A 17,145-nucleotide genomic window follows, 5' to 3' on the forward strand; every position below is an offset into this window, starting at 1 on the left:
AATGAGCGACAGGCCGGACATGCGCAGGGAACTGCATTTCGGGGACAGGGTTCTGGCCTGTTACGCCGACCGCCCCCACAGCGTTTTCGAAATCCTGCAGCAGGCCGTCGCCCGTTACCCCGATCATGAGGCGCTGGTGCATGACGACCGGCGCCTGACCTATGCGCAGCTGGACCGCGAGGTCGCGGCCGTCGCCGCGGGCCTTGCCCGGCTTGGCGTGGGGCAGGGGGATCGCGTGGCCATGCTGCTGGGCAACGGTATCCCCTTTGTCGTGGTCACCTATGCCGCGGCGCGGCTGGGCGCCGTGACCGTCCCGATGAGCATCCGCGACCAGATGCCGGGTATCCGCCACGCCATCACGAATTCGCAGGCAAAGGCGCTGATCGTGGAATCCGAGTTCGCCCCGCTGGTTCCGCCCGGCGCGGAGACGCCGGACCTGAAGGCGCGTATCGTGGTCGGCCCTGCCGTGGACGGTTTTTCCGGGTACGACAGCCTGTCGAAAACCGATGCCAGCGCTGCGCCGGCAGCCGACACCGCCGAAGAGGATGTCGCGACGATCCTATATACCTCGGGGACGACGGGCACGCCGAAAGGCGCAACGCTGACCGGGTTGGGTATCGTGCATTCGTCGACCAATTTCATGCGCACGATGGCGCTTGGCCCTGACGACACCACCATCGTCGTCGTTCCGATGAACCATGTCACGGGGCTGGTCGCCGGCATTCACACGATGATCCGCTCGGGCGGCTGCATCGTGGTTCAGCGTGAATTCAAGGCAGCCGGTTTCCTGGAATGTGCCGCGCGCGAAGCCATGACCTATTCGCTGATGGTGCCCGCGATGTATAACCTCTGCCTGCACAAGGCGAACCTGTCGGATTACGATCTGGCGCGCTGGCGCGTCGGGGGGTATGGCGGCGCCCCGATGCCCGCCGCCACCATCGAGCGGCTGGCCGAGGCGCTGCCCGGATTGGGCCTGATGAACGCCTACGGGGCGACGGAGACGACCTCGCCCGCGACGATCATGCCGGCCGAACACACCGCCGCGCGCCGCCTTTCCGTCGGGCGCCCGGCGCCCGGTGCGGAAATCTGCGTGATGGACGAGGCCGGCCACGAGGTCCAGCCGGGCGAAAAGGGCGAGATCTGGATAAGGGGCGCGATGGTCGTGCCGGGATACTGGCGCAACCCCGAGGCCGACGCCCGCGAATTCACCGCCGGGTTCTGGAAGTCGGGGGATATCGGGTCAGTCGATGCCGATGGCTTTGTCCATGTGCATGACCGCAAGAAGGACATGATCAACCGCGGCGGGCACAAGATCTACACGGCGATGGTCGAAAGCACGCTGGTCGCCTTTCCGGGCGTGGTCGAGGCGGCGGTCGTCGCCAAGCCGTGCCCGATCCTTGGGGAACGCGTGCATGCGGTCGTCTGCACCGGCCCCGATGGCGTGGACGAGGCCGCGCTGAGCGCGCATTGCGCGGCGCAGCTTGCCGACTACCAATGCCCCGAAAGCTTTACGATCGGCACAGCGCCCCTGCCGCGCAACGCAAACGGCAAGATACTCAAGCGCCAGATCAAATCCGATCTGGGCTTTGACGATACCTGAAACGGAACGCGCACGCACCATGATGGGAAAGAGAAAAAGATGATGAGCAAGCTACTGGAACGAAACGGGATTTCCCAGCGCGCCCTGGATATTTCCGACAGGGTCGAAGCCTTTGTGCGCACGCGCGTCGTGCCGTATGAAAACGATCCCCGCATCGGCCCGCACGGCCCCACCGACGAGCTGTCGAACGAATTGAAGGCGCTGGCCCGCGACGAAGGGCTGATCACGCCGCATATCCTGGATGACGGGGATCATCTGACCCAGCGCGAAACCGCCGCCGTGCTGATCCGTTCGGGGCTGTCGCCTCTCGGTCCGCTTGCCTGCCACACCTGCGCACCCGACGAGGGCAATATCTTTCTGCTGGGCAAGGTCGCCTCGCCCGAGATGAAGGAAAGGTTCCTCAAGCCGATGGTCGAGGGCAGGATCCGGTCGGCCTTTTTCATGACGGAACCGGCCGAAGACAACGGTGCCGGGTCTGACCCGATGATGATGCAGACCACCTGCCGGATGGACGGCAATCATTGGGTCGTCAACGGACGCAAGACCTATATCACCGGGGCCGATGGCGCGGGCATGGGCATCGTGATGGCGAAGTCCGACGATGGGGCCTGCATGTTCCTTGTCGACCTGCCGGACCCGGCGATCCGCATCGAGCGCGTGATGGACACGATCGACAACTCGATGCCGGGTGGCCATGCCGTCGTGACGATCGACAACCTGCGCGTTCCGGCCGACCAGATGCTGGGCGCGTCGGGCGAGGGATTCAAATATGCGCAGGTTCGTCTGGCACCCGCGCGGCTGTCGCATTGCATGCGCTGGCTGGGCGCCTGCATCCGTGCGCACGAAATCGCCACAGACTATGCCAACCGCCGGATGGCCTTTGGCAAGCCGCTGATCGACCACGAGGGCGTGGGCTTCATGCTGGCGGAAAACCGGATCGACCTGAAACAGGCCGAGCTGATGGTCTATTGGTGTGCGGACGTTCTGGACAGCGGCGACTATGGCACGACCGAAAGTTCGATGGCCAAGGTCGCGGTTTCCGAGGCGCTGATGCGCGTGGCCGACCGCTGCGTGCAATGCATGGGTGGGCAAGGCGTGACGGCCGATACGATCGTCGAGCAGGTGTTCCGCGAAATCCGCGCCTTCCGCATCTATGACGGACCGACCGAGGTGCACAAATGGAGCCTTGCGAAGAAGACCAAGCGCGACTGGGCCAAGCTGCAGGAAGCGCAGGCGTGACATCCCGCACCGCCAGCGCCGAGGACAATCTGGGAACCACGGCCGTTCGGCCGGGGTTCGGGTTTGACGAGGCGGCGCTGGCACGCTGGATGCAGCAAAACCTGGAGGGCTTTGCCGGACCGATGCAGGTGCGGCAGTTCAAGGGCGGGCAATCGAACCCGACCTTCCAGGTGAAGACCCCCGCGCGCAGCTATGTGCTGCGGCGCAAACCGCCCGGCCCGCTTGCGCGCGGCGCGCACGCGGTCGACCGTGAGGCACGGGTCATCGCGGCGCTTGGCAAGGTGGGTTTTCCTGTTGCGCGGCTGCTGGGGTTTTGTGGCGACCCGGACGTGATCGGCAGCGAATTCTTCGTCATGGAGATGGTCGAGGGCCGGATTTTCTGGGACGCGCGGTTCCCCGAAGTGCCGCAGGCCGAGAGGCCGGCCTATTTTTCGGCCATGAACGCAACGCTTGCGCGGTTGCACGCGATCGACCCGGCAGACGTGGGCCTGTCCGACTACGGGCGGCCGGGCAACTATTTTCAGCGCCAGATAGGCCTGTGGACGAAATCCTACCTTGCCGACACGGATGCGGGACGAAACCCTGGTATGGACAGGCTGATCGCGTGGCTGCCCGATGCGATCCCCGACAGCGATGAAACGGCCATCATCCACGGCGATTTCCGATGCGATAACCTGATCTTCCATCCGGTCGAGCCGCGGATCATCGCGGTTCTGGATTGGGAATTGTCCACGCTGGGCCATCCGCTGGCGGATTTCGCCTATCACGCGATGATGTACCGGATGCCCCCGGACATCGTGGCGGGGCTGGGCGGCACTGATCCCGTGCCGCTGAACATCCCGGCCGAACGGGCCTATGTCGCCGAATACTGCGCCAATACCGGACGCGACGGAATCGAAGGCTACGATTTCTATATCGCGTTCAATTTCTTTCGCATGGCGGCGATCTTTCATGGCATCAAGGGCCGGGTCATCCGGGGGCAGGCGGTTTCGGCCCATTCAGAGGCACGCGCCGCGCAGTTCGAACGGCTTGTGCGGTTGGCGGAACAGGCGGCGGAGGAATGCGTATGAGCGACACAGTCATACTTGAGATCGACCAAGGAATTGCGCGCATCACGCTGAACCGGCCGGATCGGGGCAACGCGTTGAACCAGGAGATGGCGGACGCGCTTTTGGCGGTTGCCTTGCGCTGCGCCAATGACGATGCCGTGCGTTGCGTGATCCTGTCCGGGCGTGGCCGCATGTTCTGTGTCGGTGGGGACGTGGGGGATTTCGCATCGAACAGCACGGCGATTGCCGGGTTCCTGTCGGGCCTTGCAGGCACGTTGCACCAGGCGCTGGCGCAGTTCGCCTCGATGCGCAAGCCTCTGATTACACAGGTGAATGGGCCGGCCGCGGGGGCGGGGATGAGCATGGCGATCTCGGGCGATATCGCGCTGGCGTCGGATGCCGCGCATTTCACCGCGGCCTATGGAGGCATCGGGCTGACGCCGGATGGTGGCATGACCTGGATGTTGCCGCGGCTTGTGGGGATGCGCCAGGCGCAGGATTTGATCCTGACAAACCGCCGCGTCGATGCGGCTGAGGCCGCCCGGATCGGCTTGATCACCCGCGCCCTGCCGCAGGACAAGCTGGACGGGGAGGCGGCCCAATTGGCCGAACGGCTGGCTGCGGGGGCCGTCGCCTCGATGGGCAATGCCCGCCGGTTGCTGCATGACAGTTTTTCGTCCGGCTATTCCAGCCAGATGGATCGCGAGCTGCGGGCAATCTCGGAAGCGGGCGAAGGATCTGAAGGCCGTGAGGGGATTTCCGCCTTTCTTGAGAAACGAAAGCCGGATTTCCAGGCGGGCTGATGCTCAGGCCGGAAGAGGGCGCCTCCGGCGCACGCTGATCAACAAACCGACGGTCAGCAGGACCAGGGCAAGTATGCTCAGTAGGCTGAGGCTTTCGCCAAGGATCAGGGCACCCAGCAGGCCACCACCCCCCGGCACGGCGGCCAGGATGGAAGAGGTGTTGCCATTGCCGATCGTGCGCGAGGCATGCGCGATCAGCAAGAGCCCGACAAGGTTCGGAACGAACCCCTGGTAGACGGCCTGCAACAAGAGCGGCTGCAGCGGGGCATCGGCCAGGCCCGAAGGCAACCACAAGGCCCAAACCGGCAGGTACAGCACGGCGTTGACCACCGTTCCGCAAAAAATGATCTGGATCGAACTGATCTTCCAGTGTTCGGACAGGATAACGTAGGACGAAAAGAACAGCGCGCCGATAAAGAAAAGCAGATCACCCTTCCAGGCGTCCGGGCTGGTGGTCGCAGTGCCGTCCCACGCAAGGACGACCGCTGAGACCAGGATCAGCGCGGCACCGAAAAGCTGCCTTGCGCCGGGCACGGCGCGAAACAGGATCAGGCCGAACACCATGCTGACCAGTGGCAGGACCCCGTTCATGAAGATCCCGCCATGCGCGGCAGGCGCATAGAGAAACCCCGAGAAAACGCAAAGGATATAGATTGGGCCAAGTATGAATGACACCACCGCGACCTGGATCAGGCGCAGCCCCCGCCAGGCCTTGTAATAAAGGCACAAAGGCAGGGCCACCAGCGATGCGAGGCCGTATCGCAGGGCGGTCAGGTCATAGATCGTAAGTCCGCTGTCGCTGGCGACGCGGCTGACGATCAGCCAGAATGACCACACGAAAACGATGCTCCACGCGGCCGCGTATCCGGTGAGTTGCGAAGGAGAGCCTGTGGTCATCTGAGCTGTGCCATGCCCTGGTTAAAAAGGTCTGCAGGCCAGCAGTAGGTTTTGCGCAGGACCGGCACAAGGGCAATCGGCGCGGTTCGTGGGGGATTGCGGAATGGCTTGTCGTGACAAAGAAAAAGGGCGGGCAAACAGCCCGCCCGATTTCGATGGTTTCGATGTCTGGTATCAGGCCATTTTCGCCTTGCGACGACGAAGCCATGCCATTCCGGCGATACCGGTCAGAAGCAGAGGTGCCCCGGCCGGCAGCGGAATGGCCCCCGTTGCGAACGACACGTCAAAAACGGCGGTGCCCGATCCCTGGCTGGCGAAGTTGAAGCTCATCGACGATGCCGTGAAGCTGCTCGATGTGACGCCCAGGGAGCTGGACCCCGCGTTGTAAGCCAACCCGGAAATTGCCGGCCCGGACAGAAGGCTCATGACGAAACCATTGAACGCGCCGGCCTGGAAACCCGCTTGGTTGCTATGGCCGACGATCACCTGCGATCCCGACACGTCGATGCTGACCGGCGCAAACCCTGAGCAACCCGCAGGATACTCGACCCCGGCCCCGACGACCTGGCTGCCGCTTGCACAATACAGCGTGCTGGTGTTGGGAAAGTAGAAGTTCACGTCGACAGTGGCGCCGTCCAACGTTGCCGCGTGCAGTTGCCCTGCTGCGGAAAGCGAAATTGTGGCGGCAAAGACGGCTGTAAGCAGTTTGAAAAGTCTCATAGATAATAACCTCCTAAATACTATTTCGGGAAATTTCCCGCATTGATACTATCACAGGTTAGGTGATCTGCCAAACCTGTGATTGTATGATCGGCGAAAAAGACTCCGTCTTGGGCGGCCGCGACATGCCTGCCTGGCTTAACCTATCGCCCGCATTTGCCCCCATTTTTTCACCGCTTGGGGTGGTATGCGTTTCCGGCGGCTCCCCTTGTGCGGGACCGTTCGCCAAAAGCGAGTAATTTGCCCTAAATTGCCATATTGTTGCCCCAGTTGAATCTCATACCTGAACGAAAGAAAAAACGGCCGCATTTTCTGGAGTTGTGCGGACCGGCAAGGTTTGAGGCGCAAAACATGAAGATCCTGGTAGTCGACGACGATCCACTGTTCCTTGAGCTGGCCGCGAGCCTGCTGAACTCGCTTGGCTACAACAGGCTGCATTTCGCCAAGAGCGCGGACGACGCGCTTTCCCAGATCGAGCAGGCGGCGACGCCCTTCGACTGTTTCCTTCTCGACATCCAGATGCCGGGGATGGACGGGATCGAACTGTGCGCCTGCATTCGTGACATCGAAACCTATCGGCATACGCCCATCGTGATGCTGACGGCGATGACCGAAAAGCACTATGTCGACGGTGCTTTCCAGGCCGGCGCCAGCGACTACATCACCAAGCCGATCGAGAGGATCGAGGTAAAGGCGCGGATGCGCAACGTCGAGGCGCTGCTTGCCGAACGCAGTCACACCGGGCTGGTGTCTCAGCAACTCAAGAATGCCGAGATCGATTTCGGCAAGTCAGTCCGTTTTGAAGATCCTGTCCTGCTGCATGACGCGGCATGGGTTCTGCCGTTTTCGAGCCTTGAGAATTATGTCCTTCGGCTGGGCAATATGCGGCTGTTCAACACCGTCGCATACGGGTTTCACATCGAAAACGCCCACGAAATCCACGCGCGTGCCTCGGGTCTGGAATTCATCGACATGCTGACGGACGTCTCGCGCGCGATCCGCGATGCTCTGAGCGCGTTTCCAAGTTTCCTGTCCTATGCCGGTTATGGAGACTTTTGCGCGCTCGTTCCGAAACTGGCGCATTTCGACCGATCCTTTGCACAATTGCAGATCAATGACGCGCTTCAACTGACCGCAGACATGAGCGGCGAACAAAGCTGGCCCGTGCCCAAGGTCAAACTGGGCGCTGCGCAGTCTTGCAAGCTTTTGTCGTTCAAGGATCCGACCGACATGCTCTATGGTGCGATCAAGAAGGCGCGCCGTGGCGGAGAGCGTGAGTTCGAAGGATTCACGCGCTGGCAGATGGGTGTTTCCGATGAAAACCGCTGAGGCGCGTGATACGTCCGGGCAGCTTGAGCAGGCGATAGAGGGATTGCGCCAAAAATTCCTGCGCGAACTCGATGAACGCATCTTTGCGTTCGAAGACGCGATGGCGCAGATACGAAATGGCAGCAACACGCAGCACGCATTGCGCCATATTCACGCCATGGCACACAAGCAGGCCGGCATCGCGCCATCGCTTGGATTTGCGCAGATCGGCGAGATTTCCCGCGACCTGGAAGGAAAAATCGAAAAAACCCTTTCGGACCCGGACTGCGCGGAAAAACATCAGGCTTGGCATAAGTCCTTGGAATTGTTGCTGGACGAGATGGAGCAGCAATTGCCTGACCTGGCCTAGTTGCCAAATAGCCCCACGAAAATCGGCAGTCGGACACTCTTTGGTTGAAACTTGCCGGCAAGGGTGGAACACTGCCTGAAAAACAAGGCAACAAACGCAAACGAGCACTTTCATGAAGACTTTTGTCTTGCGGCGGTGGTTTGCCATCGCGCTGAGTGTCGTTGTATCGGTTTCAGGTCTTTTTCTCGGCCTCTATCTCCAGCACCGCATGGTTCAGATCCATCGCGGGCTTCAGGCGGATGTAGCACGGGAACAGGCCTACGATGTTGCCAGCGAAATTCGACGCACATTGTCGTTTCACAAGATGTTGGCGGACTCGATCGCAAGTGCGGTCATGGCGGATCCGCAACTGGATCAGGGCAAGTTCGAAACCCTTGCGGCACCTTTCTTCAAGACCAATCCGGGTATCCTGAACATAGGTCTGGCCAAGGGCAGCACGATCAGGTTCGTCTTTCCTTTCGAGGAAAACAAAGGCGTTTTGGGGCTCGACTATCTTCGGACGCCATCCCAGGCCGGATCGTTCATCCGCGTGCGCGAAACGCGCCGGCCCGACTTTTCGGGGCCGGTTTACCTGGTGCAGGGGGGGCGCGGCTATATTCAGCGCGTACCTATCTATTTGCCGAACCCGTCGGGCAACGATGAGTTCTGGGGCATCGTTTCGGTCGTCACCGACGAAGAGGAACTGGTGCGCCTCACGGCGGAAAACCTGCAGCAGGACAAGGTCGCACTTGTCCAGGCCAGGGTTCCCGGCACTCCACGGGTTCGCGACTTGTGGGGTGATCCGTCCGTTCTGGAAAACGATCCGGTCACACAAACGATCAGGTTCGGTGGGGCGGAGTGGCTGCTTTCGGTGGCCCCGGCCAACGGTTGGTCGAACAGCACGTTCGCATCCCGCATGACCGTTGCGATCACGCTTGTCGCTACGGCTCTTTTGTTGGTTTTCGTCCTTTGGGCGCGGCATTTGATCCTGACGAAGAAACGGTCGTGGGAACAGCTTGCCGAAGCGATCGAAGTGATCGACGACGGATTTGCCCTGTACGATTCCGATGACAGGCTGGTTACGTTCAACTCTCGCTACAAATCGTATTACGGCGCCTCGTCCGATTTCATCCGGGCGGGAAAGACATTCGAGGAAATCCTGCGCGGCGGTGTCGCGAACGGGCAGTACCAGGTGCCCGAGGGCCGTGAAGAGCAATGGATCGCGGAACGTCTGGCAAAACACCGCAACCCGGAAGGGCCGGTCGAGCAATTGCTGGATGACGGCCGCTGGCTAAAGGTGTCCGAGGCCAAGATGCCCGATGGCAGCACCGTGGGATTTCGTGTTGACGTTACCGAACTGAAGCGGGCCCAGCAGGCGGCTGAACAGGCGAACAAGGCGAAAAGCGAATTTCTCAACACCGTCAGCCACGAAATACGGACGCCGTTGTCGGCGATCATCGGATTTTCGTCGATGGTGCAGAACATAAAGGTGATGCCGGAATACGAAACGCTGGCCGCCGCTTTGAATGACAAGAAATCAACCGTTGCAGAACGCGTGGACGCGCTTGCCGCGCTAGAGGTTCTGATCCAGCGGCTATCGCGCCGGATCGACGCCAACGGCAAGCACCTTTTGAATGTCATCAACGACATATTGTACTGGAGCCGGCCGGAAGGCTCGGATGATCAGACCCAGTACCGGCCCGTCGCGGTGGACAAGATCGTGCAAAGCGTGGCTGACCAGCTTTCGGTGATTGCAGACGAAAAGGGAATCGATCTCGTGCTGGACACGAGTGCTGCAAACGTGATGGGCGACGATGTTCGCCTCAAGCAGCTTGTTCTCAACCTGGTCGGCAATGCCTTGAAATTCACCGAGCAGGGGGTGGTCCGCCTGGCCGTGGAAACCCGGGGCGACGTCATCGCAATCGAAGTGAGCGATACTGGGTGTGGCATCCCAGACGACTGTTTTGAAAAGATATTCCAGTCATTCACGCAGCTCGACAGCGGGCTGACGCGGCGCTATGGCGGGTCGGGTCTGGGGCTGACGATCTCGCGTGATATTGCACAGAAGCATGGCGGAACAGTCACTGTTTCAAGCGAATTGGGCGTTGGCAGCACGTTCCTTGTCACCTTGCCTGCGCACAAGGATCACGCGCTGGCAGCATGATCGGCCTCGCGGTTTGAAACCTCGGCGTAGACATGCAATCACCGTAGATCATATTGTTTACAAGATTGAGCCCTTTATTGGACCGATTTTTTTGTCAATTTCCTAGCGTAAGCAAACAGGCCGGCGTAAATGGCCTTACTGAAGAGCAGGTTAGGATATGTTAAAACAGTGTGTCGTGTCCAAGTCGCTGGCGATGCTCGTCGGATTCTTGTTTGTCCTGATGACAGGTATTGCCGGGGCCTCGTACTTTTTTGCGCCAGGCTTCGCGGATAACCCGGCTCTTCAATCGTTTTTCACACGATATCTTGCCATCAGTGCGGCAGCCGCCCTGCTGGCTGTCATTTCGATCCGTCTGCTTTGGAACGCCCAGTTCAAGCGCTTCGAAGAGCGTCAGGAAAAGATCCTTCAGTTCCAGCAAGACGTGATGGACCGGCAGGTCGAGCTGCTGTCCTCGAACGGTGCCACATGCATTCTCGATTCGTCCGGCAAGGTGGTCGCAGCCAGCGAAGGGCTTTTCGATATGCTGGGCATCCCGTCCACAGATCTTGTTGGCCAGACGCTTGAAGACGTGGTCCCGTGCTTCAAGCAAGAAAGGCTCCGCAAGGCACTGGCCGATGCGCATGAAAGCGGCAAATTCTGGAGCGGCGAGGTTTCCGGCTACCCGACACCGGATCGGGGCCACGTTATCGCGGAAATGACCGTGATCCCGCAAATCGACAAATCCGGTGAAAATCACCAGGTTCTGCTGGTCCTGTCCGACAAGACACAAGATAGGATTTCCGAGACGAACCAGTTTCTGGGGCTCATGCTCGAAGAACTGCAGGAGGAAATCTATGTCTACGAGGCCGAAAGCCTTGGCATCCGTTACCTGAACCAGTCCGCGCGGGAAAGATGTGGCTGGTCTGTCGATACTGCACGCAAGCACAAGATTTCCGAAACCATCCCGCATTTCAATATCGACCTGTTCAAGAAACATGTCGGCCCGCTGCTTGCGAAAGAGCAGGACTCGGCGACGATAGAAATCCGAAGCGCCGACGATGTGGTCGAGGTGGTCACACGCAAGATGACGGGGCTCGACGGAACGAAACTGTTCGTATCCAGCCTGCGTGACCTGTCCCATCGCAGCGAGATCGAAGCCGCGAAGATGCAGACCGTTTCGATGGTCAGTCACGAACTGCGCTCACCTCTTGCATCGATCAAGGGGTCATTGTCGTTGTTGAAATCCGGTTCACTCGGAGAATTGTCCCCGTCGGTTTCCAAGGTCGTCGAAATCGCCGACCGCAACAGCGAACGCCTTTTGTTGATCGTGAACGACATCCTCGACCTTGAAAAGATCCGGTCGGGCAAGATGGATTTCTCGACAACACCCATCGGGCTGGGGGCGTTGCTCGCCGAGGCGATCGAGGCAAACCAGCCTTATGCCGATCGCCATGGTGTGGATCTGCGCCTTTCGGATGTTCCTGAAAACGCGACCGTCGCCGTCAACCAGGACCGGATCATGCAAGTGCTGACCAACCTGCTTTCGAACGCGATCAAGTTTTCGGACACAGGCGATACCGTTCTTCTGGGCGTGGAAAACGAAGGAGATGGTTGGCGGATCTCGGTGACCGATAACGGGCCGGGCATGCATGAGCAGGCGATCGCAGAGATTGGCAAACCGTTCAACCAGCACAAGCCGCTGGACGGCAAAAAGCGCGAGGGGACTGGCCTGGGCCTGACCATCGTAAAGCAGATTTTGGGCTATCACGGGACGAAATTGGCTGTAGAAAGCACGATAGGAGCGGGCTCGACCTTCTCGTTCGCGCTGAAGTCTTCGGGCGCTGCGGGAGAAACCGTGAGCCTGAAAAAATTCAGTGGCGCCGCGGGTGAAAGACCCCGGACGCTGCATTCGTAAAGATCTAGGGAGAGAGTTTCGTGTTGCTTGAACGTATTCTTCATGTCGATGACGACGAGGACATCCGGACGATTGTTCAAATCGCTCTGGAAACGATAGGGCAATTCGAATTGCGCCAGTGCAGCAACGGTATGACCGCCATCGCCGAAGCGCAGGTATTCGTGCCCCAACTTCTCTTGCTCGATGTAATGATGCCGGAAATGAGCGGGCAGGAAGTCCGTTCCGCCATCGAGGAGATCCCCGGCATGGAACGGGTCAAGACTGTTTATGTCACGGCCAAAGCCGAAGACGATTTCGCCAAGGAACTGCGGGCACAGGGTGCTGTCGCGGTCATTACGAAGCCGTTTGATCCGATGACGCTGGCAGACAATCTGCGTTCGATCTGGGCCGAAGCCGTCTGATAACCGAACGCGCTGCGCCTGCCGCGATCGGGCGCTTGCCCCGGTATTCACGAACACCACAATACAACGGCCTCTTCGCTGCCCTGTGAAACGGGCAAGCGGTTTGTCACCCCGTTCGCCAGTGGCGTCCTGCCCCGCTCATGCCCAAGGGGCATGACACGCGGTTGCGTTCAGGACGTGCGGTTCAAGGGTTGCAGAGGGTGGCCGACTGCCAGTGCCGTGTCAGAGGGCGGGCGCCACGGCCTTGTGGGACGATGTCGGCGCGTTTGCGGCGACCTGTTCCATTTCCACATAGAACTTGGTGCCCTGTCCGATCCGGCTTTCAAAGCCGATCTTTCCGCCATGTGCTTCGACGATGCGGGCAGCGATATGCATGCCCAGACCAAGCCCTTCGGCCTTGCGGTGATCGGACGAGTCGAGTTGCTGGAAGGCCGAAAAGACCTTGTGCTTTTCATGGTCGGGGATGCCGATACCCTGGTCCTCGATCGAGAACAGACCCTTTTGCCCGTTCCGCTCCACGTTCACGGTGACCGTCTGATTGGCGTTCGAGAATTTCACGGCGTTGGACAGGATGTTGGTCACGACCTGCTTCATCCTGTTCTTGTCTGCGGAAACGATCACGTCCTTGTCGACATGGCCCAGTTTGATCGTCACCGCCCTGCGGCTTGCCACGGTCATCATCTCGTCCACCGCTTCCGAGACCAGCTCATCCAGTTTCACGTCGGAGAACTGGTAGGAAATCTTGCCGTCGCCCATTCTCTGAAGGTCCAGAAGATCCTGGATCAGCGCGGTCAACCGGATGCTGTTACGATGCGCCACATCGAGGATCTTCCTGAAGCTTTCGGGCACAGGGCCGGCGACACCGCCGATGATCAGGTCAAGCGACCCCTTGATAGACGTCAGCGGCGTGCGCAGTTCGTGGCTGACGATCGAAAGGAATTCGGACTTCGCCCGAGCGGCGCTTTTCGCCCTTTCGTGTTCGCGTTCGAGAACCTTCATCTGGCCGATCTTTTCGGTATAGAACGACAGGAAATTCCGCGCACATTCGACAATGAAGCTGAGAACGAAGATCGTCGTGAAAAGCTGAATCCACATCTCCGAGGTCACTTCCTCGGCCAGGATTATGTCGCGCGATGCAATGGTGACGATCGACACAAGATAGATCGAAAGCCGCACGAACAGGATCGAAACGAACTGATAGTTGTTCATACAGGCAAATATCGACGCTGCGATCAGCACGAAAATCGGCATGAAATGCGATGTCGGACCCTGAAGGATACTGATCACGATGGAAAAGATGCTGATCACGCACGCGCTGAGAACCGTGCTGATCAGCAATTTGCGCTTCATGTCGCGCATTCCGGTCTTTTCGAACTTGTCGGGGTTCAGCGCGATCGAGAATACGCGCTGGTCGTAGATCTCGGAAATCCAGATAAACGCGTAACAGATCGCTGTGACCTGCCAATCGTAAAAGATCGAGGCCAGGATCGCGATCGCGGTATAGCTGGTGAAACGCTGCCAGAACAGCTTGCGACCAATGCTGGCATAGTCGTGCAGCCGCCGCTTGAAATCATCAAGCGCCTGATCGGGGCGCCTGCTGCTTTCGGAGGTTGTCACTATGGTCTGCATCGAATCCCTGGCTCAATAAACAATTTTATCTCTGGATACTGCGCGTTTGGGTTGTTTTTTCTGTGGGCAAAAAGGGCCAATTTTGGGAAAATCCTAGGTCCGATATCCGCCGGGAAAAGGGCGTCTTTGCCTCATTAACGGATCGGACCGCGGTGAAACTGCGATGTCGGCCCGCGGCTTTCTCGGGTCAAGGGAGCCCCGCGCTCTGGGCTTTCGTTGCGTTGTGCGTCATAGATGCCCGTGTAATTCCAGAGTGTTAAAAGGGCGGCCCCGGACCAAATTGACGGAATTCACCTTCCGGCGGGAACGGGGCGGTTCGTCAATCGCACAGGGAACGGGGCATGGCTTTATCAGGTATGATCGACCGCGTGGCTGCAAGTTTGCTGGTCGGTCTTACCTGCCTGTTCGGGCTACGCGAATGGGGGGTGGCGATCCCGGCATCGCTTATCCAGATGCCGGCCCTGCTTGTCGTGATCCTTCTGGGCATCCGCGTGCGCGCCACGCGCAAGGCATTCATCCTTGCCGCGATCGGGCTGTCGGTTTGGCTTGCCCTTGCGGGACAGGATTGGCTGGGCATATCGCGCAACGGCCTGGAGAAGGCCGCGTTCATCGCCGCATTCTTCACGGCGCTTTCAACGCTGCGTAACGTGGCGGAAACCTCGCCCTCTCTCAGAAAGGCGGGGCGGTTCCTCGCCAGTCAGCCGCCCGGCCGCCGCTACGGGGCATTGACGGTCGGCGGTCATCTTTTCGCTCTGCTTATCAACTACGGGTCAATATCGCTTTTGGGCGGGCTTGCTTCGCAATCCGCCAGGTCCGAGCCCGATCCGTTGATCCGCCGGCTCAGAACCAAGCGGATGCTGCTGGCAATTCAACGGGGGTTCATCGCATCGCTGCCCTGGTCGCCGCTTGCCTTTGCGATGGCGGTGACCACGGCCGTGATCCCAGGGGCGTCCTGGGCCACGGCGGTTCTGCCGGGGTTGGGATCGGCCGCGATTATCCTTGCGACCGGCTGGGCGATGGACAGCATTTTCAAGCCGCGGCTTGCCAACCCGCCAAAGCGAACGCCGGTCGAAGGGTCCTGGGCGCTTCTTTCGCCGCTCTTCGTGTTGCTGGCGTTGCTGGCGGTCACGGTTCTGGGCATTCACTTTGCACTGGATATCCGTGTTGTCGGCATCGTCATGATCGTGGTCCCGGTCATCGCAATCGCCTGGGCCCTGATGCAACACCGAAGCCTTGGCGCGGATGCGGATTTCACAATTCGGGTGCGGCGTTACCTGGACGAAGAGTTGCCGGGCTACCGCGGCGAACTCGTTCTTCTGATGATGGCGGGTTACATCGGAACGGTCGGTGCACCGCTGCTGCAACCTCTCGTGTCCGGGCTTGGGTTCGACACCGATGCCGTGCCTGCATGGATGATCCTGGCGCTGTTGGTGTGGATTATTCCCGTGCTGGGCCAGATCGGCATGAATCCAATCCTCGCCGTCACGCTGATTGCGCCGCTCATTCCCGACCCGGAGCCTCTGGGCGTGGCGCCATCCGCGCTTGTCGCGGCGATCGCGTCCGGCTGGGCGCTCAGCGGTGCGACATCGCCCTTTACCGCGACGACGCTGTTGATCGGGTCGTTCGGCGGTGTCAGCGCGCTGCATGTGGGGCTGAGATGGAACGGGGGATATTTCCTGGTTACGGCGGTTCTGCTGACGGTCTGGGTTCTGGCCTACGGTTTGCTGCTTTAGCGATCGAGGCGTGACCGACCGCGTCTGGCATGCATCTTCTTCTCGCGCCGGCCATCGTTGTCCGGTATTTCATGTTCCATGCTCAAAAGGAGGCCCGCCGTGACCGAACCCGCGCTGAAATCCCGCCACCACAACCGCATCACCGACCTGCAGGACGAGATCACGGCATGGCGCCGCGATTTCCACGAACACCCCGAAATCGGGTTCGAAGAAACGCGCACCGCGGGCATCGTGGCGCAGAAACTGAAGGAATTCGGTGTCGATGAGGTTGTGACCGGCATCGCGAAAACAGGCGTGGTCGGCATCATCCACGGCGAAAAGGACGGCCCCATGATCGGGCTGCGGGCCGACATGGACGCCTTGCCGATGCAGGAACACGGCGACGTGGCTTGGAAATCGCTCAATCCCGGGAAGATGCATGCATGCGGCCACGACGGCCACACCGCCATGCTGCTCGGCGCGGCGAAGATCCTTGCCGAAACACGCGATTTCGCCGGGTCGGTCGCGGTCATTTTCCAACCCGCCGAAGAAGGCGGCGGTGGCGGTGGCGTCATGGTGCGCGAAGGGCTTTTCGATCGGGCAGATTGTCAATCGGTCTGGGGCCTGCACAACTGGCCGGGAATGCCGTTGGGCCAGTTCTGCGCGCTGGAAGGGCCGATCATGGCGGGCATCGATTATTTCGACATCACGATCAAAGGGCAGGGCACACATGCGGGCCTGCCGCATCTGGGCGTCGACACCGTTCTGGCCGCCGCACATCTTGTCACCGCGATCCAGAGCGTACCGGGCCGCAACGTTTCGCCCCACGAAACGGCAACCATCGGCGTCTCGATGTTCAAGGGTTCGGATGCCTACGTCGTCATGCCGGACGAGGCGGTCATCGGCGGGTCGGTGCGCTATTTCGATGCGGCGACACGCGACATGGCCGAAGCGCGGATACGCTCACTGGCCGAAGGGATCGCGTCCGGTTTCGGTGCCGAGGCGATCATCGACTATCGCAAGAATTACCCGCCGACGGTCAACCATGCCGCCGAAACCGGAACGGCCGCCGAAGTGGCAGCCGCCCTGGTGGGCGAGGATATGGTCCTGCGGGAAAGCGAACCCTGCATGGCGGGCGAGGATTTTTCGTTCATGCTGAATGAACGGCCGGGCAATTACATCTGGATGGGAACCGATCAACCGGGACGGAACAACGCTATGGTTCACTACCCCGATTACGATTTCAACGACGCCGCGATCCCGGTTGGTGTCGGATACTGGCTGGGCCTGGTGGACCGGTTGCTTTCGGCGCGATGATGGCAGCGGCCCATATGGGCCGGGCCGGCGCGGGCATGCCTGTTTGCCTTGCCTCCCGGTCCG

General features: G+C 60.2%; 14 protein-coding genes. 11 read left to right on the forward strand and 3 right to left on the reverse strand.

Annotated features, from left to right (window positions below):
* The first annotated feature begins 1 nt into the window (after nucleotide 1).
* The 4 genes from BLT50_RS15950 to BLT50_RS15965 are packed head-to-tail and all read left to right on the forward strand — an operon-like array spanning nucleotide 2 to nucleotide 4,691.
* Complete coding sequence (locus tag BLT50_RS15950) at nucleotides 2-1,600, forward strand: class I adenylate-forming enzyme family protein (protein ID WP_090029746.1); 1,599 nt, start codon at nucleotides 2-4, stop codon at nucleotides 1,598-1,600.
* Between the two features lie 39 nt (nucleotides 1,601-1,639).
* On the forward strand, nucleotides 1,640-2,839 hold the full coding sequence (locus BLT50_RS15955) for an acyl-CoA dehydrogenase family protein (RefSeq protein WP_245723414.1): 1,200 nt from the start codon (nucleotides 1,640-1,642) through the stop codon (nucleotides 2,837-2,839).
* Nucleotides 2,836-3,909: a phosphotransferase gene (locus BLT50_RS15960; protein WP_245723415.1), complete on the forward strand. Its 1,074-nt coding sequence runs from the start codon at nucleotides 2,836-2,838 to the stop codon at nucleotides 3,907-3,909. Before BLT50_RS15955 ends, BLT50_RS15960 begins: the two co-directional genes overlap by 4 nt.
* Nucleotides 3,906-4,691, forward strand: coding sequence for an enoyl-CoA hydratase/isomerase family protein (locus BLT50_RS15965; RefSeq protein ID WP_090029750.1), 786 nt, complete (start codon nucleotides 3,906-3,908; stop codon nucleotides 4,689-4,691). The genes BLT50_RS15960 and BLT50_RS15965 overlap by 4 nt, the downstream gene beginning before the upstream one ends.
* A gap of 3 nt (nucleotides 4,692-4,694) precedes the next feature.
* Here BLT50_RS15965 and BLT50_RS15970 read toward each other — a convergent pair whose 3' ends face one another.
* Both BLT50_RS15970 and BLT50_RS15975 read right to left on the reverse strand, forming a co-directional pair.
* Complete coding sequence (locus BLT50_RS15970; protein ID WP_090029753.1) at nucleotides 4,695-5,588, reverse strand: DMT family transporter; 894 nt, start codon at nucleotides 5,586-5,588, stop codon at nucleotides 4,695-4,697.
* 174 nt (nucleotides 5,589-5,762) lie between these two features.
* The gene (locus BLT50_RS15975) at nucleotides 5,763-6,308 is read right to left on the reverse strand and encodes a VPLPA-CTERM sorting domain-containing protein (protein WP_090029756.1); all 546 of its coding nucleotides are present in this window, start codon (nucleotides 6,306-6,308) and stop codon (nucleotides 5,763-5,765) included.
* A gap of 351 nt (nucleotides 6,309-6,659) precedes the next feature.
* Between BLT50_RS15975 and BLT50_RS15980 the strand changes: the two genes are divergently transcribed.
* From BLT50_RS15980 to BLT50_RS16000, 5 genes are all read left to right on the forward strand, one after another.
* The gene (locus BLT50_RS15980; RefSeq protein WP_090029758.1) at nucleotides 6,660-7,637 is read left to right on the forward strand and encodes a response regulator; all 978 of its coding nucleotides are present in this window, start codon (nucleotides 6,660-6,662) and stop codon (nucleotides 7,635-7,637) included.
* Nucleotides 7,624-7,986, forward strand: coding sequence for an Hpt domain-containing protein (locus tag BLT50_RS15985; protein ID WP_090029760.1), 363 nt, complete (start codon nucleotides 7,624-7,626; stop codon nucleotides 7,984-7,986). Before BLT50_RS15980 ends, BLT50_RS15985 begins: the two co-directional genes overlap by 14 nt.
* 112 nt (nucleotides 7,987-8,098) lie before the next feature.
* Nucleotides 8,099-10,129, forward strand: a complete 2,031-nt coding sequence (locus tag BLT50_RS15990; protein WP_090029763.1) for a sensor histidine kinase — start codon at nucleotides 8,099-8,101, stop codon at nucleotides 10,127-10,129.
* A gap of 175 nt (nucleotides 10,130-10,304) precedes the next feature.
* Nucleotides 10,305-12,023 carry a PAS domain-containing sensor histidine kinase gene (locus BLT50_RS15995; protein WP_175491502.1) on the forward strand — a complete coding sequence of 573 codons (1,719 nt, stop codon included), beginning with the start codon at nucleotides 10,305-10,307 and terminating at the stop codon, nucleotides 12,021-12,023.
* Between the two features lie 20 nt (nucleotides 12,024-12,043).
* A complete protein-coding gene (locus tag BLT50_RS16000) occupies nucleotides 12,044-12,424 on the forward strand; it encodes a response regulator (protein WP_090029767.1) in 381 nt (126 codons plus the stop codon).
* A 222-nt stretch (nucleotides 12,425-12,646) separates the two neighbouring features.
* On the opposite strand, the gene BLT50_RS16005 is transcribed toward BLT50_RS16000, so the two are convergent.
* Nucleotides 12,647-14,053 (reverse strand): sensor histidine kinase, encoded by a 1,407-nt coding sequence (locus BLT50_RS16005; protein ID WP_090029769.1) that lies wholly within the window; start codon nucleotides 14,051-14,053, stop codon nucleotides 12,647-12,649.
* 341 nt (nucleotides 14,054-14,394) lie between these two features.
* Between BLT50_RS16005 and BLT50_RS16010 the strand changes: the two genes are divergently transcribed.
* Entirely contained in the window at nucleotides 14,395-15,786 is a 1,392-nt protein-coding gene (locus BLT50_RS16010) for a hypothetical protein (RefSeq protein ID WP_245723416.1), read from the forward strand.
* A gap of 99 nt (nucleotides 15,787-15,885) precedes the next feature.
* Nucleotides 15,886-17,082 (forward strand): M20 aminoacylase family protein, encoded by a 1,197-nt coding sequence (locus BLT50_RS16015; RefSeq protein WP_245723417.1) that lies wholly within the window; start codon nucleotides 15,886-15,888, stop codon nucleotides 17,080-17,082.
* The last annotated feature ends 63 nt before the right edge of the window (nucleotides 17,083-17,145 follow it).

Source organism: Lutimaribacter saemankumensis, from assembly GCF_900100005.1.
Lineage (GTDB): Bacteria > Pseudomonadota > Alphaproteobacteria > Rhodobacterales > Rhodobacteraceae > Lutimaribacter > Lutimaribacter saemankumensis.

Coding starts and splice junctions, on each gene's coding strand:
- BLT50_RS15950 (WP_090029746.1), top strand. CDS start 2: ATGAGCGACAGGCCGGACATGCGCAGGGAACTGCATTTCGGGGACAGG.
- BLT50_RS15955 (WP_245723414.1), top strand. CDS start 1,640: ATGATGAGCAAGCTACTGGAACGAAACGGGATTTCCCAGCGCGCCCTG.
- BLT50_RS15965 (WP_090029750.1), top strand. CDS start 3,906: ATGAGCGACACAGTCATACTTGAGATCGACCAAGGAATTGCGCGCATC.
- BLT50_RS15970 (WP_090029753.1), bottom strand. CDS start 5,588: ATGACCACAGGCTCTCCTTCGCAACTCACCGGATACGCGGCCGCGTGG.
- BLT50_RS15975 (WP_090029756.1), bottom strand. CDS start 6,308: ATGAGACTTTTCAAACTGCTTACAGCCGTCTTTGCCGCCACAATTTCG.
- BLT50_RS15980 (WP_090029758.1), top strand. CDS start 6,660: ATGAAGATCCTGGTAGTCGACGACGATCCACTGTTCCTTGAGCTGGCC.
- BLT50_RS15985 (WP_090029760.1), top strand. CDS start 7,624: ATGAAAACCGCTGAGGCGCGTGATACGTCCGGGCAGCTTGAGCAGGCG.
- BLT50_RS15990 (WP_090029763.1), top strand. CDS start 8,099: ATGAAGACTTTTGTCTTGCGGCGGTGGTTTGCCATCGCGCTGAGTGTC.
- BLT50_RS16005 (WP_090029769.1), bottom strand. CDS start 14,053: ATGCAGACCATAGTGACAACCTCCGAAAGCAGCAGGCGCCCCGATCAG.
- BLT50_RS16010 (WP_245723416.1), top strand. CDS start 14,395: ATGGCTTTATCAGGTATGATCGACCGCGTGGCTGCAAGTTTGCTGGTC.